Annotated in this window: 18 protein-coding genes; 5 read left to right on the forward strand and 13 right to left on the reverse strand. The window is 65.5% G+C overall.

What is annotated here, in order from left to right:
* Positions 1–12: 12 nt before the first annotated feature.
* On the forward strand, positions 13–870 hold the full coding sequence (ypfJ, locus tag BM275_RS03965; RefSeq protein ID WP_090519398.1) for a KPN_02809 family neutral zinc metallopeptidase: 858 nt from the start codon (positions 13–15) through the stop codon (positions 868–870).
* A gap of 211 nt (positions 871–1,081) precedes the next feature.
* Here ypfJ and BM275_RS03970 read toward each other — a convergent pair whose 3' ends face one another.
* From BM275_RS03970 to BM275_RS03980, 3 genes are all read right to left on the reverse strand, one after another.
* Positions 1,082–1,684: an HAD family hydrolase gene (locus tag BM275_RS03970; protein ID WP_090519401.1), complete on the reverse strand. Its 603-nt coding sequence runs from the start codon at positions 1,682–1,684 to the stop codon at positions 1,082–1,084.
* Positions 1,681–2,550: an acyl-CoA thioesterase II gene (tesB, locus tag BM275_RS03975; protein ID WP_090519403.1), complete on the reverse strand. Its 870-nt coding sequence runs from the start codon at positions 2,548–2,550 to the stop codon at positions 1,681–1,683. The genes BM275_RS03970 and tesB overlap by 4 nt, the downstream gene beginning before the upstream one ends.
* Before the next feature lie 76 nt (positions 2,551–2,626).
* Positions 2,627–3,181 carry a GNAT family N-acetyltransferase gene (locus BM275_RS03980; protein WP_044314949.1) on the reverse strand — a complete coding sequence of 185 codons (555 nt, stop codon included), beginning with the start codon at positions 3,179–3,181 and terminating at the stop codon, positions 2,627–2,629.
* A 70-nt stretch (positions 3,182–3,251) separates the two neighbouring features.
* Here BM275_RS03980 and BM275_RS03985 point away from each other — a divergent pair, with 70 nt between their 5' ends.
* Together BM275_RS03985 and BM275_RS03990 are read left to right on the forward strand one after the other, a co-directional pair.
* Complete coding sequence (locus tag BM275_RS03985) at positions 3,252–4,172, forward strand: histone deacetylase family protein (protein ID WP_090519405.1); 921 nt, start codon at positions 3,252–3,254, stop codon at positions 4,170–4,172.
* Between the two features lie 19 nt (positions 4,173–4,191).
* Complete coding sequence (locus tag BM275_RS03990) at positions 4,192–5,478, forward strand: BaiN/RdsA family NAD(P)/FAD-dependent oxidoreductase (RefSeq protein WP_090519407.1); 1,287 nt, start codon at positions 4,192–4,194, stop codon at positions 5,476–5,478.
* A gap of 45 nt (positions 5,479–5,523) precedes the next feature.
* Here the strand turns inward: BM275_RS03990 and adhP are convergent, their stop codons facing one another.
* Positions 5,524–6,546, reverse strand: a complete 1,023-nt coding sequence (gene adhP, locus BM275_RS03995; protein ID WP_090519409.1) for an alcohol dehydrogenase AdhP — start codon at positions 6,544–6,546, stop codon at positions 5,524–5,526.
* 218 nt (positions 6,547–6,764) lie between these two features.
* A complete protein-coding gene (locus BM275_RS04000) occupies positions 6,765–8,090 on the reverse strand; it encodes an RNA helicase RhlE1 (RefSeq protein WP_090519411.1) in 1,326 nt (441 codons plus the stop codon).
* 209 nt (positions 8,091–8,299) lie between these two features.
* Between BM275_RS04000 and BM275_RS04005 the strand changes: the two genes are divergently transcribed.
* Together BM275_RS04005 and rimA are read left to right on the forward strand one after the other, a co-directional pair.
* The gene (locus BM275_RS04005; RefSeq protein ID WP_090519414.1) at positions 8,300–9,964 is read left to right on the forward strand and encodes a cation:proton antiporter; all 1,665 of its coding nucleotides are present in this window, start codon (positions 8,300–8,302) and stop codon (positions 9,962–9,964) included.
* A gap of 118 nt (positions 9,965–10,082) precedes the next feature.
* Positions 10,083–10,895 (forward strand): S6 modification regulatory phosphodiesterase RimA, encoded by an 813-nt coding sequence (gene rimA, locus BM275_RS04010; RefSeq protein ID WP_090519415.1) that lies wholly within the window; start codon positions 10,083–10,085, stop codon positions 10,893–10,895.
* 2 nt (positions 10,896–10,897) lie between these two features.
* Here the strand turns inward: rimA and BM275_RS04015 are convergent, their stop codons facing one another.
* The 8 genes from BM275_RS04015 to BM275_RS04050 all read right to left on the reverse strand — a co-directional run bounded on the left by BM275_RS04015 (position 10,898) and on the right by BM275_RS04050 (position 21,176).
* Positions 10,898–11,578, reverse strand: a complete 681-nt coding sequence (locus tag BM275_RS04015) for a type 1 glutamine amidotransferase domain-containing protein (RefSeq protein ID WP_090519417.1) — start codon at positions 11,576–11,578, stop codon at positions 10,898–10,900.
* Positions 11,579–11,700: 122 nt separating this feature from the next.
* Positions 11,701–13,590, reverse strand: coding sequence for a methyl-accepting chemotaxis protein (locus BM275_RS04020; RefSeq protein ID WP_090519526.1), 1,890 nt, complete (start codon positions 13,588–13,590; stop codon positions 11,701–11,703).
* A gap of 185 nt (positions 13,591–13,775) precedes the next feature.
* Positions 13,776–15,236 carry a sodium-dependent transporter gene (locus tag BM275_RS04025; RefSeq protein ID WP_090519419.1) on the reverse strand — a complete coding sequence of 487 codons (1,461 nt, stop codon included), beginning with the start codon at positions 15,234–15,236 and terminating at the stop codon, positions 13,776–13,778.
* Positions 15,237–15,317: 81 nt separating this feature from the next.
* Positions 15,318–15,977 (reverse strand): maleylacetoacetate isomerase, encoded by a 660-nt coding sequence (gene maiA, locus BM275_RS04030; protein WP_046617793.1) that lies wholly within the window; start codon positions 15,975–15,977, stop codon positions 15,318–15,320.
* Complete coding sequence (locus BM275_RS04035) at positions 15,967–16,950, reverse strand: fumarylacetoacetate hydrolase family protein (protein ID WP_090519421.1); 984 nt, start codon at positions 16,948–16,950, stop codon at positions 15,967–15,969. Before BM275_RS04035 ends, maiA begins: the two co-directional genes overlap by 11 nt.
* Entirely contained in the window at positions 16,950–18,089 is a 1,140-nt protein-coding gene (locus BM275_RS04040; protein WP_090519423.1) for a homogentisate 1,2-dioxygenase, read from the reverse strand. Before BM275_RS04040 ends, BM275_RS04035 begins: the two co-directional genes overlap by 1 nt.
* Positions 18,090–18,267: 178 nt before the next feature.
* Positions 18,268–19,353, reverse strand: coding sequence for a 4-hydroxyphenylpyruvate dioxygenase (hppD, locus tag BM275_RS04045; protein ID WP_090519424.1), 1,086 nt, complete (start codon positions 19,351–19,353; stop codon positions 18,268–18,270).
* A 413-nt stretch (positions 19,354–19,766) separates the two neighbouring features.
* Positions 19,767–21,176, reverse strand: coding sequence for a sodium-dependent transporter (locus BM275_RS04050; protein ID WP_041014955.1), 1,410 nt, complete (start codon positions 21,174–21,176; stop codon positions 19,767–19,769).
* Positions 21,177–21,252 lie beyond the last annotated feature (76 nt).

The following is a 21,252-nucleotide window of genomic DNA, read 5'->3' on the forward strand; positions in this document are numbered from 1 at the left end:
GAGGGACACCCCATGCGCTGGAAACGAGCCCGACGCAGCGACAACGTAGTGGACGCCAGGGGCCGCAGCGGCATGCGCCTTGGCGGCGGACTGGGCCTGGGCGGCATCGCCATCGTGGTGATCATCGGCCTGCTCTCCGGCCAGGACCCGCTGCAGATCCTCGGCCAGCTGGCCAACCAGAGCGGACCTGCCGTCTCCCAGCAAAGCCAGCCGCCGGCCGGCGATGACCCGCAGACCGAATTCGTCCGGGCGATTCTCGGCGACACCGAAGACACCTGGCGTGCGTTGTTCCAGCAAGCTGGCGCTCAGTATCGCGACCCGACCCTGGTGCTGTTTCGCGGCGGCGTGAACTCGGCCTGCGGCTTCGCCAGCTCGGCGGTGGGCCCGTTCTACTGCCCCGGCGATCAGCAGGTCTATCTCGATCTGCAGTTCTTCGACGAGATGGCCCGGCGCTTCTCCGCCGCCGGCGACTTCGCCCAGGCCTATGTGATCGCCCATGAAGTCGGCCATCACGTGCAGACCCTGCTCGGCGTTTCCCAGCAGATGCAGAGCGCCCGTCAGCGCGGCGCGAAGATGGAAGGCGACAACGGCCTGCTGGTCCGCCAGGAGCTGCAGGCCGATTGCTTCGCTGGAGTCTGGGCCTATCACGCGCAGCAACGCCACGACTGGCTGGAAGAAGGCGACCTGGAAGAGGCGCTGAACGCCGCCAATGCCATCGGCGACGACAACCTGCAGAAGCGCAGCCAGGGCCGTGTGGTGCCCGATGCCTTCACTCACGGCACTTCGGCGCAACGGGTGCGCTGGTTCCGTGATGGCTTCGAGCATGGCGATCCGGCGCGCTGCGACACCTTCAAGGTGACGCGGCTGTAATAGACGGCCACGGGAGCCTCGCCAGCAAGGCGCTTCTACGTGGTCATGCGGGTTCGGACCGGCTGCACGCGACCTGCTGCAGGCGGCGGGAGAACAGGGTTGGCGACGGGCTTGTGCACGACCTGACTCGTGCTCGGCCCGAATGCGGCAGCGGCCTCGCCCGCGAATGGCTGTGACTTCGGTGTGCGCCCCGCTCCCCGTCGCGCCGCGCTCAGACTTCGCCCGAAGACAGCAGCCCGTGCAGCACCCGGCAATCCGGGGCATAGAGATCGGCCAGTTCCGGCCATTCGTTGTGCGGCACGTTGACCAGTACGCCACGCGCGCCGGCCGCCCGAGCGCACTCCAGGTCGAAGCGGTAGTCACCGACCATCAGCATCGCCGACGGCGCCACGCCCCAACGTTCCGCCAGATGCAGCAGCCCGCCCGGATGCGGCTTGGGCGGCGCTTCGTCGCGACCGAGGATGTCCTCGGGCAGGAAACAGTCCCCCATGCCGACCGCGTCCAGAGTCACCCTGGCCAGTTCCTGGGCATTGCGAGTGAGCACTCCAAGCCGGCAGCCGCGCTCGCGCAGAGCATGCAGCAGCTCGCGAGCGCCTTCTGCCGGGCGCGCCGCGCAGGCCAGCTCGCGCTCGTGCTCCAGCAGCCAGGCGTGCTTGGCGGCGGCCTCCTCGGCAGGTAGCGCCGCCAGGTGATGGAGGATGTCGTCCTCCTCGGGGATTGCCAGCGCGCGGCGGATCGCGGCGAAATCGTGCACGGCGATCGTCAGGGTGCCGTCCATGTCGAACACCCAGTGACGGACCTCGGCGATCTTCACATCCAGTCCTCGCGCACGCGGATCAGCCCTTCCTGCGCCACGGACGCGACCAGCTGGCCCTGGCGATTGAAGATGCTGCCACGGGCGAAGCCGCGCGCATTGCCGGCCCAGGGGCTGTCGATGGAGTACAGCAGCCAGTCGTCCAGCTTCACCTCACGATGGAACCAGATGGCATGGTCGAGGCTAGCCAGCTGGATGAACTTGCTCCACGAACTGACACCGTGCGGCTGCAGTGCGGTGCCGATAAAGCTGAAGTCCGAGGCGTAGGCCACCAGGTACTTGTGCAGCGCCGGGCTGTCGGGCAGCGCGCCGTCGGCGCGGAACCACAGGTGGCGGACCGGTTCGATGGGCTGCGGGTTGGCAGGATCGACCAGGGTGACCGGGCGGATCTCGATGGGCTTGGGACGGCGCAGCTTTTCCATCACCCGCTCGGGCACCATCGGCGACAGCTTGTGCAGCAGCTCCCACTCGTTGGGCAGATCGTCCGGCCCGACCACGTCCGGCATCGGCAACTGATGCTCGTAGCCCGTTTCCTCGGCCTGGAACGAGGCGATGCCGGTGAAGATGGTCTGGCCCTTCTGGATCGCACTGACCCGCCGCGTGGTGAAGCTGCCGCCGTCGCGTACGCGATCGACGTCATAGACCACGGGCTGGTGCGAGTCGCCGGGGCGCAGGAAATAGCCGTGCAGCGAATGCACATGGCGCTCCGGCGTCACCGTCTGGCTCGCGGCGGAGATGACCTGGCCGAGCACCTGGCCGCCGAACAGCTGGGGAAAGCCGAGGTCCTGGCTCGCGCCACGGAACAGGTTCTCCTCGATGCGTTCCAGGGTCAGCAGGTTGACCAGGGCGTCGAGTATCTGGGTCATTTCGGCTTCCTTGATAGGGGGCTCGTACGGGCGCGCCATGTTACGGATTTCGCCGGCAACGCTCCAGCAACAGTGCTCATTGTCGCCAATCGTCCCGCCGCAGCCGGTAGAGCACCTGGGTGTGCAGCGGGTGCTCGGGCGAAACGTCCGGATGACCGAACGTGGTGGCCGGGTCCGGGCGCATGCCGAGCCCTTCCAGCAGTTGCCTGCCCGGTTCGTTGATCTGCGAGACACAGGCCACGACCTCGTCCAGCTCCAGCGCGCCGAATGCGCATTTCAGCGCCGTCTGCGCGGCCTCGCGAACAAGGCCCTGCCCCCAGTGCTCGCAGGCCACCGCCCAGCGCAGCTCGGCGACCGCGTTCGGCAGCGGCAAGGCGGACCAGACCAGCCCGCAATAGCCGATGAAGGCGCCGTTGTCCTTGCGCTCCAGCGCCCACAGGCCGAAACCATTGCGCAGCAGATGCAGCCTGCTGCGCACCATCAGCGCGGCGCAGTCATCCCGGGACCACCGCGCCGGGTTGTAGCGCATCACCTCCGGGTCGGCACAGAGCCGCACCAACGGATCGAGGTCTTCGTCATGCCAGTTGCGCAGCCGTAGGCGTGTGCTTTCGAGTGCGAGTCGTTCAACCATCCCTGCTCCTTGAGCGCTCCGACGGCCAGCCTGCATACTGCGACGCACATCCATCGAACACGCGTGGTTCATGTCGCTTCCCCTGGTATTTCACGACGATTACAGCCCGCCATTGCCACCGGGTCATCGGTTTCCCATGGAGAAGTTTCGTCTGCTGCGCGACCATCTGGTCGCCCTGGGTTTGACCACAGACACAGCGCTATTGCGCCCCGAGCTGTGCAGCCATGACATTCTGGCGCTGGCGCACGAGCGCAACTACGTCGAGCGCTACTGCAGCGGCGCGATGGGTCGCGACGAGCTGCGCCGCCTCGGCCTGCCCTGGAGCCCGGAGCTGGCGCAGCGCACCGTGCGGGCGGTAGGCGGTTCGCTGCTGGCCGCCGAACAGGCGTTGCAGCATGGCCTGGCCTGCCACCTGGCCGGCGGCACCCACCATGCCCATCACGACCATGCGTCCGGCTTCTGCATCTTCAACGACCTGGCGGTGATCGCGCTCTACCTGCTGGAAAGCGGACGCGTCGGCCGCGTGCTGATCTTCGATTGCGACGTGCATCAGGGCGACGGCACCGCACGCATCCTGGAGAACGTGGCGGACGCGGTGACCGTCTCGCTGCACTGCGAAAAGAACTTCCCCACGCGCAAGGCCCATAGCGACTGGGACATCCCGCTGCCACCCGGCATGGGTGATGAGGCCTACCTCAAGGTGGTGCACGACACCCTGAACTACCTGCTGCCGATCTATCAGCCTGATTTGGTGCTCTATGACGCCGGCGTCGACGTCCACCGCGACGACGCCCTGGGCCTACTCTCGCTGACCGACGCCGGGCTCGCCGCACGCGACAGCGCGGTGCTCGATCACTGCCTGGGTCGCGACATTCCCGTGGTCGGCCTGATCGGCGGCGGCTACGACAAGGACCGCGCCCTGCTCGCGCGTCGCCACGCGACCCTGCATGTCAGCGCCCACTCGGCCTGGCAGCGCCACGGACTCGGCTGAGCACCCGTCAGCGGCTACAATGCCCGCCCTGCTCGCCTGCCCGGTTGCCGCCATGCCCCAGCCCGCTTCTTCCTTTCGCGTCGCCATCATTGGTGGTGGCCCGGCCGGCCTCATGGCCGCCGAAGTGCTCGGCCAGGCGGGCGTCAGTGTCGATCTGTACGACGCCATGCCCTCGGTCGGCCGCAAGTTCCTCCTGGCCGGCGTCGGCGGCATGAACATCACCCACGCCGAGGACTACCCCGCCTTCGTCAGCCGCTACGGCGAACGCGCCGGCGAGCTGCGCCCGCTGCTGGACGCCTTTACACCCGCCGCGCTGCGCGAATGGATTCACGGGCTGGGTATCGACACCTTCGTCGGCAGTTCCGGCCGGGTATTTCCCACCGACATGAAAGCCGCGCCATTGCTGCGCGCCTGGCTCAAGCGCCTGCGTGAAAACGGCGTACACATTCATACCCGCCAGCGCTGGCGGGGTTGGGACGAGCACGGTGCGCTGCGCATCGCCGGGCCGCAAGGCGAAAGCCTGATCGACGCACACGCCACCCTGCTCGCCCTCGGCGGCGGCAGCTGGGCACGACTGGGCTCCGATGGCGCCTGGGTGCCGCTGCTCGCAGCCCGCGGTATTGCCATCGAACCGCTGCAGCCGGCCAACTGCGGCTTCGAGGTGGAAGGCTGGAGCGCCCATCTGCGGGACAAGTTCGCCGGCGCGCCGCTGAAGACGGTCAGCCTCGCCCTACCGGGTAGCGCGCCGCGCAAGGGCGAGTTCGTACTTACCGCGACCGGTATCGAGGGCAGCCTGGTCTATGCGCTTTCGGCACCGATCCGCGAGGCCATCAACCGTGACGGCGGCACCACCGTGCTGCTCGACCTGCTGCCGGATCGCACCCTGGCGCAGGTCGCCAGCGCCCTGGCCAGACCGCGGGGTTCGCAGTCCATGGCCAAGCATCTGCACCGCCAGCTGAAGCTCGATGGGGTCAAAGCGGCGCTGTTGCGCGAGCTGAGCGATGCCGCGTCCTTTCAGGATCCGCAGACCCTGGCCACGGCGATCAAGGCGCTGCCCATCCGCCTGGTCCGCCCGCGCCCGCTGGACGAGGCGATCAGCAGCGCCGGCGGCGTGCCCTTCGAAGCGCTGGATGCCAACCTGATGCTGCGACAGATGCCCGGGGTGTTCTGCGCCGGGGAAATGCTCGACTGGGAGGCACCAACCGGCGGTTATCTGCTGACCGCCTGTTTTGCCAGTGGCCGAGCCGCGGCCGAGGGAATGCTGCGCTGGCCGCGGGCTGATCGGCCCACAGCCGCGCAGGCTTGATCGACGGGTGAGCGGCGGCCGGATGCACCGGCCGCACCCAGCGCTCTACATCTTCATCACGATACGGCCCTCGATGCGCCCGGCACGCATGTCGTCGAGGATCTGATTGATGTTGTCGAGGTTGTCGGTATGGATGGTCGCCTTGACCAGCCCCTCGCCGGCGAAGTCCAGCGCCTCCTGCAGATCGGCGCGGGTGCCGACGATGGAGCCGGTGATGCTGATCGCCTTGAGCACCACATCGAAGATCGGCGTCGGGAAGTCTCCCGGCGGCAGCCCCACCAGCGCGACAGTGCCACGCCGCCGGGCCATGCCGATGGCCTGACCGAAGGCACTGTTGGATACCGCAGTCACCAGTACACCGTGGGCACCGCCGATGTCGCGCTGCACCACCTCCACGGGATTCTCCGTACGTGCATTGATGGTCAGGTTGGCCCCCAGACGCTTGGCCAGCTCGAGCTTGGCATCGTCCACATCGACTGCCACCACGTGCAGCCCCATGGCCTTGGCGTATTGCACCGCGACGTGTCCGAGGCCGCCGATGCCCGAGATCACCACCCATTGGCCGGGCCGCGCTCCGGTGACTTTCAGCCCTTTGTAGACAGTGACTCCGGCACAAAGAATCGGCGCAATCTCGTCGAACTCGACGTTCTTCGGCAGGATGCCGACGTAATTCGGGTCCGCCAGCACATACTCGGCATAGCCGCCGTTCACCGAGTAACCGGTGTTCTGCTGGCCTTCACAGAGCGTTTCCCAGCCGGTCAGGCAGTGTTCGCAGCAACCACAGGCGGTGTACAGCCAGGGTACGCCGACGCGATCACCCTCTTTCACGCGCGTGACACCGGCGCCAACAGCGGAGACATGGCCCACACCTTCATGGCCGGGGATAAACGGCAGTGACGGCTTGACCGGCCAATCGCCTTCGGCCGCGTGCAGGTCGGTGTGACACACACCGGAGGCGGCAATCTTCACCAGAATCTGGCCGGGGCCGGGCATCGGCACCTTGACTTCCTCGAGGCGCAGCGGCTCGCCGAAGGCGTGTACCACTGCAGCTTTCATGGTCTGGGTCATGGGCTAGCTCCTTCATGCGGGACGTTCGAGTCTGCATTGGCGCAGACCCGATCAGCCTAGACCCGGATCGATCGTCGCGTGACCCTCTGGACCGCCGGTCGGCGGCGAAGACGCGTGTGTTCCACTACGCCATGACAGGGTTGTTGATGTCGGCACCATCGAGTCTGTGACGGGAGCAGCTGTGGAAATGGCTTCGCCGATTCCACCCTGCGCTGCGATCAGCGCTTCTTCGCCGGCTTGCCACCGCCCAGGCTCGGCACCTTGCGAATCGGCCTGGCGTTGGGCTTTTCGCTCTCGTCGAACCAGTTGCCGAGATGAATCTTGCCCTTGCCGCCGCCGTCCTTGGGCTTTTTCGGTTTCTTCGGCTTCTTGATGATCTGCCCGCCCAGCGTGGTGGTCGGCACGCGATGGTCCGGCACGAAACCCAGCTCTTCGTGGCGCGGCAGCACCTGGTTGATCAGGGTTTCGATGGCGGCGAGCTGATCGACTTCATCGGCACTGACCAGGGAAACCGCTTCGCCCGTGGCGCCGGCGCGACCGGTACGGCCGATGCGGTGTACGTAGTCTTCGGCGACGATCGGCAGGTCGAAGTTGACCACTTGCGGCAGATCATGGATGTCCAGCCCGCGCGCGGCGACGTCGGTCGCCACCAGCACCTGCACTTCGCCCGCCTTGAAGCGCTCCAGCGCGCGCAGGCGCGAGGCCTGAGGCTTGTCGCCGTGGATCGCATCGCTGGAAATGCCCGCAGCCTGCAGCTCGTCCACCAGCTGATCGACGCCCTTGCGGGTTTTGACGAACACCAGCACCTGGCCCCAGCGCTTCTCCGCCAGCAGATGCAGGAACAGCTCGCTCTTGCGTTTCTTGTCCACCGGCACCAGCCACTGCTTGACCGTCTTCGCCGCGGCGTTGCGTGGGCTGACCTCGACCGATAGCGGGTCGCGCAGCAGCTCGCGGGCCATCTGCCGGATCGCCTCGGAGAAGGTCGCGGAGAACAGCAGGGTCTGGCGCTTCTTCGGCAGTGCGGCGAACAGCTGGTCCAGCTCGTCGGCGAAACCGAGGTCGAGCATGCGATCGGCTTCGTCGAGCACCAGCGCCTGCAGCTGATTGAAACCCACGGCGTTCTGCCGGTAGAGATCGAGCAGGCGACCGGGCGTCGCCACCAGCACATCGATGCCCTTGCGCAGCGCCATCATCTGCGGGTTGATGCTGACCCCGCCGTACACCGCGTAGGTGCGCAGCGGCAGGTTCTGCCGATAGACACGAAAGCTCTCGTGGACTTGCTCGGCCAGCTCGCGGGTCGGCACCAGTACCAGCGCGCGTACCGAATTGCTCGCCACCTTGGCGCCTTCCATGGTCAGGCGCTGCAGCAATGGCAGGGCGAAGCCGGCGGTCTTGCCGGTACCGGTCTGCGCCGCCGCCATCAGGTCGCGGCCCTTGAGCACGGCGGGAATGGCTTCGATCTGCACCGGCGTCGGCTTGCGGTAATCGAGGGTTTCCAGGGTCCGCAGCAGCGGATCGATCAGGCCCAGGGAGGCGAAGGTCATGGCAGGCTCGCAGCGCCGTTTCGGCGGGATGAAAAAGGGCGGATTCTAGCAGCAGGCCGGGCACATCGGCTCACCAGCCGATTGCAGGCGGGCCAGGCGATGCCTTGCTGTCACAGTTTCATACGCTGCCGCGCTGGTAGCTGGCCAACGCCTGCCGCAGGATAGGCACAGCGCCGCGACGCCGTCACATCAACCGCACGGAGACCCTGATGGAAGCGCTGCTCGCCCACGGCCCCTTCGCCGAATTCGCCCTGCTGCTGATCGTTTCCGCGGTGGTCGGCGCGATTGCCGTGAGCCTGCGCCAGCCGCTGCTGATTTCCTACATCGTGGTCGGCATTCTGCTTGGCCCGGCGGTGTTCGGCCCGGTCAACGCCGCCGAGCAGGTCCATCTGCTGGCCGAGATCGGCGTCGCCGTGCTGCTGTTCGTGGTTGGGCTCAAGCTGGACCTCGCGCATATCCGCAATATCGGGCCGGTGGCGCTGGCCACGGGGCTCGGGCAGCTGACCTTCACCATCGTCTTCGGCTTCGCGCTCACGCTGCTGATGGGCAAGAGCACCATGGAGGCGATCTACATCGCCGTGGCGCTGACCTTTTCCAGCACCATCATCATCGTCAAGCTGCTCTCGGACAAACACGAGCTGGACTCGCTGCACGGACGCATCGCCGTGGGTTTCCTGATCGTCCAGGACCTCGCCGTGGTGCTGGCGATGATGACCATGAGCGCCCTGCGCGGCGCCGGCGATGCCGGCTGGGCCGAGGTCTCGGGCTCGCTGCTGCTGCGTCTGGCAGGCGCGGCCATCCTGATGTACGTGCTGATGCGCTACGTGCTGCCGCCGCTGGTCAGCCGCATGGCGCGCTCGCAGGAACTGCTGCTGATCTTCGCCATTGCCTGGGACACCGGGCTCGCCGCGCTGGGCGACTACATCGGTTTCAGCAAGGAGGCCGGAGCCTTCGTCGCCGGCTTTTCGCTGGCCTCGACGGCCTATCGTGAAGCGATGAACGCGCGCCTGACCGGCATCCGCGACTTCATGCTGCTGTTCTTCTTCATCGACCTCGGTGGCCGGCTGGATTTTTCCACGCTCGGCAACGAGATCCTGCCCGCCATCGTGCTGGCGTTGTTCGTGCTGATCGGCAATCCGCTGATCGTCATGGCAATCATGGGCTACATGGGTTATCGCAAGCGCACCGGCTTTCTCGCGGGGCTGACCGTCGCGCAGATCAGCGAGTTCTCCATCGTTTTCGTCGCCATGGGCATCACCCTCGGCCATATCGGGCCGGAGGCGCTGGGCCTCACCACGCTGGTCGGTTTGGTGACGATCATGCTGTCGACCTACATGATCCTGTTCTCGCAACCGCTCTACGAGCGGCTGGCGCCCTGGCTCGGCCTGTTCGAACGCAAGCGTCCCTATCGCGAACTGGAAGTGGAGGCCCAGAGCAGACCGCAGGGCCATCCGCGCATCATCATCTTCGGCCTGGGCCGATATGGCTCGCGTCTGCTGCAGCAGCTGGCCGCGGCACGACTGCCGGTGCTCGGCGTGGACTTCGACCCGGAAGCCGTGCGCACGCTGCGCCGCAGCAAGCTGCCGGTACGTTTCGGCGACGGCGAGGACCCGAGCTTTCTCGAATCGCTGCCGCTGCAGCATGCCGAATGGGTGGTCACCAGCTTTCCGCAGTGGGAGGCCAATCGCGCCTTTCTGCATGCGCTCAAGCATGCAGGGTTTCAGGGCAAGATTGCCGGCGTGGTGCGCGACGACCAGCATGGCAAGGCGCTGGATGCAGCCGGCGTCGCCCGCGTACTGAACCCCTTCACCGATGCGGCGGACTTCGCCGCGCGCAGCCTGATCGACGAGCTGGGGCAGAGGCCAAGCCACTGACCCGCGACCGCAAGGGATTCGAGGGCCATCCCGCACACAGTACTGGCAGACCAAAGGCATTCAGTGATCGAATGCACAGCCGCTAACTTGCTATCAGTCGGTCCAATCGAGTGCGCCCATGAGTTCGAGCAACACCAGCAGCATCCCTGCCCCAGATGCCTATCCGTGCCACGGCGCCGCCGAGCACGGCGCCTGCCCCAGCTGCGCCAGTGGCGAGCGCCTGGGCTTCAGCTTCAGTTACGCCTTTCAGCCGATCGTCGATCTGCGCAGCCGGCAGATCTTCGCCCACGAGGCGCTGGTGCGCGGCATCGGCGGCGAGCCGGCACCCACTGTGCTGTCGCAAGTCACCGAGCAGAATCGCTTCCGTTTCGATCAGGCCGGCCGGGTCAAGGCGATCAAGACCGCCTCCAGGCTGGGCATGCAGAGCAAGCTGTCGATCAATTTCATGCCCAACGCGATCTACCGCCCCGAGCTGTGCATCCGCTCAACGCTGGAAGCCGCCCGTGCCCACGATTTTCCCATCGAGCAAATCATCTTCGAGACCGTCGAAGGCGAGCGCATCAACGACGGCAAGTGGCTGACCGAGGTGTTCCGCGAATACCAGCGCATCGGCTTTCTTACCGCCATCGATGACTTCGGTGCGGGCTTTGCCGGGCTCAATCTGCTGGCCGATTTCCAGCCGGACATCATCAAGCTGGACATGGACCTGATCCGCGGCATCGACCAGAGCCGCATGCGTCAGGCCATCGTCCGGGCGACGGTGGGGATGTGTGAGGAGTTGGGTATCAAGGTGATCGGCGAAGGCGTGGAAACCGCCGACGAATGCAGCGCCCTGTTCGATCTGGGCATCCATCTGATGCAGGGCTACCTGTTCAGCCGGCCGCTGTTCGAGGCCTGTGGCCAGGCGGAACAGCTCGCCTGGCCGCAGTGAGTTCAGCCGCGCAGCAGCTTGAGCAGTTGCTCTGCCGCCGCTTCCGATGAGGCCGGGTTCTGCCCGGTCACCAGCAGCCCGTCGACCTGCACGTAAGGCGCCCAGTCCGCGCCCTTGCTGTACTGGCCGCCACGCTCGCGCAGGCGGTCCTCGAGCAGGAACGGCACTACATCGGTCAGCTCCACACCCGCTTCCTCGCCATTGGTGAAGCCGGTGACGCGCCTACCCTTGACCAGATACTCGCCATCTTTGCCGCGCACCTCGGTCAGCGCCGCCGGTGCGTGGCAGACCGCGGCCACCGGCTTGTCGGCCTTGACGAAGGATTCGATCAGGGCAATGGAGGTCGGGTTGTCCACCAGGTCCCACAGCGGGCCGTGGCCGCCCGGATAGAACACCGCGTCGAAATCCTCGACAGACACCTGATGCAGACGATAGGTGTTGGCCAGCAGCGTCTGCGCCTCGCCATCCCCGTTGAAACGCTCGGTGGCCTCGGTCTGGGCGTCGGGCTCGTCGCTCTTCGGGTCCAGCGGCGGTTCGCCACCCTCGGGCGACGCGAGCACCACCTGCGCCCCGGCATCCAGGAAGACGTAATACGGCGCGGCGAATTCCTCCAGCCAGAAGCCGGTCTTTTTGCCGGTGTCACCCAGCTGGTCGTGGGACGTGAGCACGATAAGAATTTTCATGGAGCCTCCTTGTTGAAGCGCGACGTGAACAGTTGAGACTGTAGTCACGGGCACATTGCTCCGCTGCCGAATCACATCCATGAAAAAGGGCGCCGCAGCGCCCTCTAGAACCACCGTTCCGGTCAGATCCGGAAGCTATCCACCAGCTGCTTCAGCCGGCGCGCCTGCTGGTCCAGGTCGCCACAGGCGCGCAGTGTCGACTGCAGGTTCTCCACGCCTTGCTGGTTCAGCGTGTTGATCTCGGTGATATCCATGTTCAGCGACTCGATCACCGCGGTCTGCTCCTCGGTGGCGGTGGCCACTGACTGGTTCATGCCATCGATCTCGCCGATACGCTGAGTGACCTCGCCGAGGCGTTCGCCGGCGCGGTCGGCGATGGAGACGCTGGACTCACTCTGCCGCTGGCTTTCGGTCATGGTCTGCACCGAAGCGCCGGCACCGACCTGCAGCTGCTCGATCATCTGCTGGATTTCCTGCGCCGAGCTCTGGGTGCGATGCGCCAGGTTGCGCACCTCGTCGGCGACCACGGCAAAGCCGCGTCCCGCCTCGCCGGCCCGCGCCGCCTCGATGGCGGCGTTCAGCGCGAGCAGGTTGGTCTGCTCGGAAATGCCCTTGATCACCTCGAGAATCTGGCCGATGTCCACGGTCTTGGCGTTGAGCGCCTCGATCTGCCCGCAGGACGCGCTGATCTTCGCCGACAGCTCGCGCATCGCGGCGATGTTCTGCTCCACCACCTGACGACCGTCTTCGGCCTGATGTCGCGCGCCACTGGCGTGCTGCGAGGCATCTGCCGCGTTGCGGGCGATCTCCTGGGCGGCGGCGCCAAGTTCGTTGATCGCCGCCGCCACGCTGTTGGTGCGACTGGCCTGCTCGTCGGAGTTGGCCATCGATGCGTTCGAAGCGCCGAGCACGCGCTGTGCCACTTCGTTGACCTGCAGCGTGGCCGATGACACCTCGCGGATCGATTCATGGATACGCTCGACGAAGCGGTTGAAGGCGGTCGCCAACTGACCGAACTCATCCTTGGACTGCACCGCCAGGCGCCGGGTCAGGTCGCCCTCGCCCTCGGCGATGTTGGCCATGGCGCGGCCCATGTCGGTGAGCGGACGCATCAGTACACGAATCAGCATGCCCAGCAGCAGCAGGATGAACGCCACGGCGGCAACCGTGGCGACCAGCGCGGAGGTGCGGAAACTGGTCAGCGCGGCATAGGCCTTGTCACGATCCAGCGAAATACCCACGTACCACTGCACCGAAGGCAGGCCCTTGACTGGGCTGAAGCCGAGGATGCGCGGATTACCCTCAAGCTGCGCCTCGACATAGCCACTACTGAGCGACGGCGTATTCTGCGGGTAAATATCCTGGAGCGACTTCATGACCATCTGCTGATCGGGATGGACCAACACCTTGCCGTCGCCGCTGACAAGAAAGGCGTACCCCATGCCATCAAAATCCAGCGCGTTGAGCATATCCACCAGAGTTTTCAGGCCTAGGTCGCCACCAACTACACCCGTCGCGCCCTGGCCGCTTTTGACCGGGGTTGCGACTGTCACAACCAGCTCGTTCAGCGTGGCATCCAGGTAAGGTTCGGTCAGCGTCGTGCCATCTGCAGACAGCGCATCCTTGTACCAGGGGCGAGTTCTCGCATCGTAGTCGTCCGGCATGGCCTCGTAAGGGCGGAGGATATAGCTGCCATCGGCTCCGCCGAGATAGGTGAACATGAACGTAGAGGTCAGTGCACGTTGTTCGAGCAGACTGCCAACAGACTCTGCCGAGTCATCCCGGCCGATGGTCTGCGCAGCGCTTTCCACCAGCAGGATACGGCCTGACAGCCAGTTCTGAATGTTGTGGGCGGTAACCTCGCCCATTTCCCCCAGGTAGCTTTCGAGGTTGGCGCGAATGGCGCTCCGCTGCAGATAATCGTTATAGAGGGTAAACAGCGCAAAAGTTGCGATCACCACTAACGAGGCGGCCAGCAGAATCTTGTGGCTGAACTTGAGATGACTAGACATTTGAGGCGCATCCGAATGACTGAACGGGGTGCTGGCATCCTGCGCACTGTGCATTCCTTTGATCTCAATCACTTTTTCGGCCGCTCCCAAAGAAACTTGACCTACTAGTCGCAATGCGGATGTTTCCCCATAAAAAACGCCAGCCTGCTGGCTGGCGTTCTTCACGCGAAGGGGCCGCGCCGTGGTCAGCGACCGGCCAGGGCCGGCATCACCCGCGGACGCAACATCTCGCCAAGCACCGCCAGCGCACCGATCGCTCCGGCGATCCAGTACCAGCGCTGCAACGGGTCGAAGCCCAGCCAGCCAAGGGCATGCAGGAAGACCATGAGGATCAGCACTGGACAGACATAGCGAACCATGAACAGCCACAGCGCGTAGCCCAGCGGCGGCAGGTTCAGCTCGTCGCGCATGATCTCGCTGCGCAGCGCGTAGCCGGCCAGCAGCACGGTGAAGATCCCGCCCAGCGGCATCATCCAGCGCGAGGTCAGGTAATCCAGCCAGTCGAAGAAGTTCTTGCCCATCGGCGTCCAGCCCGACATCAGGTTGAACGAGAGCATCGCCAGCAGGCTGATCACCAGCAGCACCACGCCGGAACCCATTGCCGCCTTGATCCGCGAGATGCCGTGCTTCTCGTTGAGGTAGGCGACGGTTGCCTCGATCATGGAGATCGCCGAGGTCAGCGCGGCGATCGACACCATGGCGAAGAACAGCACGCCGAAGGCGGTGCCGAACGGCATCTGCTGGAAGGCCAGTGGCAGGCTCATGAAGATCAGACCCGGGCCTGCAGTCGGGTCCATGCCGTTGGCGAAGATGATCGGGAAGATCGCCAGGCCCGCCAGCAGCGCGACGCAGGTGTCGGCGATGGCGACCATGAAGGTGGTGCGGGCGATGGACTGGTCATCCGGGATGTACGAGCCGTAGGTGAGGATCGCACCGGAAGCCAGGCTGAGGGTGAAGAATGCGTGGCCAAGCGCGGCCAGCAGCGCCTCGCCGGTGATCTTCGAGGTATCGAAGCTGAACAGGAAGGCGAAGCCCTGATCGAAGCCGCCGCTGGTGACCGCGTAACCCACGAGGATCAGCAGCAGCACGGCCAGCCCCGGCATCATCCAGCGCACCGCGTTCTCGATGCCCTTCTGCACGCCCTTGGCGACGATCCACAGGGTCAGCAGCGCTACCAGCAGGCTCCAGCCGCCGAGTTCCCAGGGGTTGGCGTTATGCGCCTCGAATACGCCGCCCAATGCCTCGACGCTGGTCGCGGCCAGGGAGCCGTCGAGCATCTTCACCGTGTAGGCGAAGGCCCAGCCGGCGACCACCACATAGAAGCAGAGGATCAGGAAGCCGGCCGTCATCGCCATGCCGCCAACCGCCTTCCACAGCGGGTTGCCGTTGTTCTCGCGGACTACCCGGCCGATGGCGTCGATCGGGCTGCCACGGCCGCGGCGACCGATGGCGATCTCGCACATCATTACCGGTACGCCGATGGCGAGGATGCACAGCAGGTACATCAATACGAAGGCACCACCGCCGAACTCGCCGGTGATGTAGGGGAATTTCCAGATGTTGCCCAGGCCCACGGCGGAGCCGGTTGCCGCGAGGATGAAGCCCCAGCGCGACAGCCAGAGGTTCTTCGGTTTTTCACGAGTCATACGTCACCTGTTTGTTGTTATCTGTGACGGGATCGGGACCGTCGCGCAGGGCGCGACGGCGTGCAAGGCGAATTCAGTCGTTCATTGAGCGTCGGGCTGCACCTCCGGCGCGGCCTGCTGGAAGGCCGGAAGCGTCTCGCAGCGTGCAACGATCTCGAGAATGCGTGGATACGCCGCGAGGTCACAGGCAAAACGGCGCGCATTGTATACCTGCGGCACCAGGCATGCCTCCAGATAACCTGGCCGATCTTTCAGGGAAAGCCTGCCATCGAAACATTCCAGGCCCGCTTCCACGGCGGCGAGACCCTGACCGACCCAGTGCTGATACCACGCGTTCCTGGCCTCGTCGTCGACACCCAGTTCGGCGGAGAGGTACTGCAACACACGCAGGTTGTTCAGCGGATGGATCTCGCAGGCGATGTGCATGGCCAGGGCGCGCACCTGGGCGCGGCGAACCGGATCGTCCGGCAGCAGCGCCGGCACCGGGAACACCTCGTCGAGGTATTCCAGAATCGCCAGCGACTGGCTGATGCGTGCCCCACCGTTGGCTTCGTCAACCAGCAACGGCACCAGCTGCTGCGGGTTGAGGGCGCGGTAATCGGCCGCACGCTGCTGGCCGCCATCCTTGACCAGATGCACCGGCACCTGCCGGTAGGCCAGCCCCTTGAGGCTCAGCGCGATGCGCACCCGGTAGGCGGCACTGGAGCGCCAGTAACCGTAGAGCGTCAGCTCAGTGCTCATAGCGCTCGACCTGCTGATCGATGGCGCCAAAGATGCTCTGCCCGGCGGCGTCGAACATCTCGATGCGCACCCGATCGCCGAACTTGAGGAATGGCGTCTTCGCCTCGCCGTGCTCGACCACCTCGAGCATGCGCTTCTCGGCCAGGCAGGACGAGCCGGCGCTGCGGTCGTAGTTCGACACGGTGCCCGAGCCGATGATGGTCCCGGCGCCCAGTGGGCGGGTGCGCGCGGCGTGGGCGACCAGGGTCGGGAAGTTGAAGGTCATGTCGGTGCCGGCATCCGGCTGGCCAAACAGCTCACCGTTGATGTGCGAAACCAAAGGCCGATGCACCTTGCCGTCGCGCCAGGTTTCGCCCAGCTCGTCCGGCGTCACCGCCACCGGCGAAAAGCTCGACGACGGCTTGCTCTGGTAGAAGCCGAAGCCCTTGGCCAGCTCGCCGGGAATCAGGTTGCGCAGCGAGACGTCGTTGACCAGCATCAGCAGCTGGATGTGCGACGCCGCCTCGGCCGGCGTCGCACCCATGGGCACGTCGTCAGTGATCACCGCCAGCTCGCCTTCCAGATCGATGCCCCAGGCCTCGTTGGCCAGGCGGATCGGGCTGTGCGGCGGAATGAAGGCATCGGCGCCGCCCTGGTACATCAGCGGATCGTGCCAGAAGGATTCCGGCATCTCGGCGCCGCGCGCCTTGCGCACCAGCTCGACGTGATTGACGTAGGCGCTACCGTCGGCCCAGTGATAGGCACGCGGCAGCGGGCTGTGGCAGGCGGCCTGATCGAAGGCGAATGCGCCCTCCTCCAGCCCGTCGTTGAGGCGCTGGTAGACCGCCTCCAGCTTCGGCTTGCAGTAGTTCCAGTCATCCAGCGCGGCCTGCAGCGTGGCGGCGATCTGCGGCACTTTCACCGCCTGGGCGAGATCACGGGAAACGACGACGAGCACGCCGTCGCGGCCCTGGTTGAGGGTTGCGAGTTTCATCAGGATTCCTTGCCCGGCGCACGCCAGGAGTTGACGTATTCGGGGACATCGACGGCTGCAGCGGCCTCGCCGACCTCCAGCGCGCGGCGGGTGTCGATCATCACCGCCACCTCGTCGGCAAAGGTCGCCGGGTCGGTGCTGGCCTTCTTCAGCGCCTTCGGGTGCGGCCCGTGGGGGAAGCCGCAGGGGTGGAAGGTCACCATGCCCTGCTCGATGTTGTCGCGGCTGAAGAAGTTGCCGCGGTGGTAGAACAGCACTTCGTCGTAGTCGTCGTTGTTGTGGAAGAACGGCACCTTCAGCGCGCCCGGATCGGACTCCACCGGCCGCGGGGTAAAGGTGCAGACCACGAAACCGTTGGCGACGAAGGTGGTGTGCGCCGACGGCGGCAGGTGGTAGCGATGGCTCATCAGCGGGCGGATGTCGCGCCAGTTGAGCCGTACCACGGTGTTGTCGCCGTGCCAGCCGACCACGTCCAGCGGGTTGTACGGGTAGGTCACGGTGGTGATCTGCTCTCGCCGCTTGATGCGGATCTGCCAGGGGTTCTCGTCCTGCTGCGCACGAAAGGCGTCGTCCAGGCGCGGGTGGTCGAGCACCGCGGCGTCGAAGATGGCGTGCGGGCCGACCAGGCCTTTTTCCGGCAGCTGGTAGGCGCCGTCGGTGTTCTCGATCAACAGCATGAACACCGGCTGCGTCGCCTCGATGCGCCAGGCGGTGCCGCGCGGGATCATCAGGTAGTCGCCGTCGCGGAACTCCAGGTGGCCGAAGTCGCAGTACAGATACCCGGCGCCCTCGTGGATGAACAGCAGTTCGTCACCATCACCGTTGCGCACCAGATGGCGCATGGCGCCGTTGGTCTTCCACAGGCGCAACTTGACGTCGGCGTTGTGCAGCGCCAGCGGCGCCTGCAGCGGGCAGTCGCCTTCGCTGGGGATGTGATTGAAGTTGAAGGCGTGCGGGCGCAGCGGGCCTTCCCAGTCGATCCAGCCGGTCGGCGGATGCTTGTGATGCAGGTGCGAAGCCGGGCCGAAGAAGCCTTCGCGGCCCATTTCGCGCTCGTAGGTGCCCTGCGGAAAATCGCAGTGCGCCTGACGCGAACTCTCACCCTCGCGGATGGGGAAACTGATCCATTTGCGGCTCATGTGCCTCTCCTCGTGATACCGCGTGATCTCAATGGCGGCGTAGGGTGGAAGACTGCGAAGCATCTTCCACGCGTCTGAACCGGATCGGACCCATGCGGGCCCGTCGTTCCCGCTATACGCGTGGATGTGCTTCGCGACATCCACCCTACCCACACCCACCCTGGTCCTGGCTCTCGACTTACTCGTCCGCCTTGATCACGCCGCGGCGCACTTGGTCTTCCTCGATGGATTCGAACAGCGCCTTGAAGTTGCCTTCGCCAAAGCCCTGGTTGCCCTTGCGCTGGATGATCTCGAAGAAGATCGGGCCGATCACCGTGTTGGTGAAGATCTGCAGGAGGATGCCGTCGTCCCCCGGCGCGCCGTCGATCAGCAGGTTCAGCTCGCGCAGCACATCGGTTGGCTCGCCGTGGCCGGCAACGCGCGTATCGACCTTCTCGTAATAGGTGCCCGGGGTGGTCATGAAGTCCACGCCGTTGGCACGCAGGCGGCGGACGGTCTCGTAGATGTCGTCGGTGGACAGCGCGATGTGCTGGATGCCCTCGCCGTGGTATTCGCGGATGAATTCCTCGATCTGCGACTTGTCATCGGCCGACTCGTTGATCGGGATGCGGATCTTGCCGCACGGCGCGGTCATGGCGCGGGAGAACAGGCCGGTGAGCTTGCCCTCGATGTCGAAGTAGCGAATCTCGCGGAAGTTGGCGATGCGCTCGTAGAAGCCGGACCAGACATCCATCTGCCCGCGCATGACGTTGTGGGTCAGGTGGTCGATGCACATCAGGCCGACGGCATTGTCGTTCGGCGTGCGCCCTTCGATGTACTCGAAGTCGACGTCGTAGATGCTCTTGTCGCCGTAACGATCGACGAGATACAGCAGCGAGCCGCCGATGCCTTCGACGCAGGGGATGTTCAGCTCGCCGAAGTTGGCGTGGCTGCCGACCAGCTTGGCGCCTTGGGATTCGACGTAGGCAGCGGCCTGGGCGGCATTCTTCACCCGAAAGGCCATGGCGCAGGCGCTCGGCCCGTGCTTTTCGCCGAAGGCGCGTACATGCCCGGTCGGGCTGCCGTTGAGTACGATATTGATGTCGTGCTGCTGGAACAGCCAGACCTCCTTGGAGCGGTGCTTGGCGGTTTCGGTAAAGCCCATCTGGGTGAACAGCGTGCGCAGCTGCTCGATGCCCTCGGCATTCGGCGCGGTGAATTCGACGAACTCGAAGCCGTCGGTACCGATGGGATTGTGCTGTTCGATCTTGTTCACGGCGTTCATATCGCCTCCTGATTATTGTTGTGAGGACTGCCGCTGCACGGCTTGGCTGGCCCCATCACACCCCAGGGCCGAGCGCCGAACAATGCTGTTTACGGGCACGGCAAGCAGCCGGCGCCATCCCTGCTGTCAGGTTTTCCTTACAGCGCCTGTTTCGCTGAAAAGCCTGGCCCGGCGGCTTGCCAGGCGTAACGAAAAGCTGACAGAGCGGTGCGACAACCTGCCGCACATGTCATCTCCCGCTTAACCTGGCGCATAAAAAAAGGTGGGCTGAAGCCCACCCCATGAAGGCCTGCGTCGGCCGGCCTATGGGATGGACCTGAGCCCACCAAAACGGCTTCCTGAGAAGCCCGCAGCATTCTTGTAGGGTGGGCTTCAGCCCACCAGTGCGTACTGCACGGACGACCGTGATCGCGCTAGATCAAACCCATGAGGTTGAGGAACACCAGCACGATGGCCACCGGCGTGCCGTAGCGCAGCAGGCTCCACCAGGCTCGAAAAACCCCAGCGCTGCGAATGCCGATAGCTTCGGCGACGACCTGTTTCTGCAGCACCCAGCCGGTGAACAGCACGGTGCCCAGCCCGCCCAGCGGCATCAGCCAATTGGTGGTCAGGTAATCGAGGGTGTCGAAGAACGTCTTGCCGAACAGCTGGTAGTCGGCCCAGTGGTTAAAGGAGAACACGCTGCCCAGGCTCAGTAGCCAGAGCACCAGACCGCTGCCCAGCACGGCCTTGGTCCGGCTGATACGGAAGCGTTCGGTGAGCCAGGCGATGCTCGGCTCGGAGAGCGAGATGGCCGACGTCAGCGCGGCGATCACCAGCATGATGAAGAACAACCCACCGACGACCTGCCCCAACGGCATCTGGCCAAAGGCTATCGGCAGCGTAACGAAGATCAGCCCCGGCCCGGCACCCGGCTCCAGGCCGTTGCCGAACACCAGCGGGAAGATCGCCAGGCCGGCCAGCAGCGCCACCGCGGTATCGGCCAGCGCCACCAGAATCGAGGTCTTGGCGATCGAGGTGCCTTCCGGCAGGTAGGAGCCGTAGACCATCATCGCGCCGCAGCCCAGGCTCAGGGTGAAGAAGGCATGACCGAGGGCGATCAGCACGCTCTGCGCGGTCAGCGCGGAAAAGTCCGGCACGAAAAGAAACTGCAGCGCCTGGGCGAATTCGCCTTCGATGGCGGCGTAGACGACCAGCACCAGCATCAGCACGAACAGCCCGGGCATCAGAAAGCGCAGCGATCGCTCCAGCCCGCCGCGCACGCCGAAGCCGACGATCAGCATGGTCGCCGCCAGCACCAGCGTGGCGCAGACCACCAGGCGCAGCGGGTCCGCCAGCAGCGCGCCGAACAGCTCGCCGCTGGCCTCGCCGCTGACCCCAGCGAAGCCGCCGCTGAAGGTCGCCGGCACATAGGCCAGCGCCCAGCCAGCCACCACCAGATAGAAACTCAGGATGAGAAAGCCGGTCAGCCCGCCGAGCCAGCCGACCACGCGCCAGCGCGAACTGGCTCCGGCTTCACGGGCCAGCCGAGCGACGGCGCCATCAGGATTCGCCCGACCGCGGCGGCCGATCATCACCTCGGTCATCAGCAGCGGAATGCCGATCAGCAGGATGCAGGCGAGGTAGACCAGAACGAAGGCGCCGCCGCCGTTCTGCCCGGTCACGTAGGGGAATTTCCAGATATTGCCCAGGCCCACCGCCGAGCCGGTGGCGGCGAGGAAGAACACCCAGCGCGAGGACCACAGGCCGCGGCTGGCGTTGTCTTGGATGCGTGCGCGCGCGCCGGCGAAGGTGCCGGCCGCGAGGCTGGTTTTATCGGTCATTGCGGATTCCTGCTTGTTGTTTTTGTCAGGGATGGTGCGAACGAACGGAGCGGGCGCAGCGCTGGCATTCAGAGCC

This window comes from Stutzerimonas kunmingensis (genome assembly GCF_900114065.1).
GTDB lineage: Bacteria > Pseudomonadota > Gammaproteobacteria > Pseudomonadales > Pseudomonadaceae > Stutzerimonas > Stutzerimonas kunmingensis.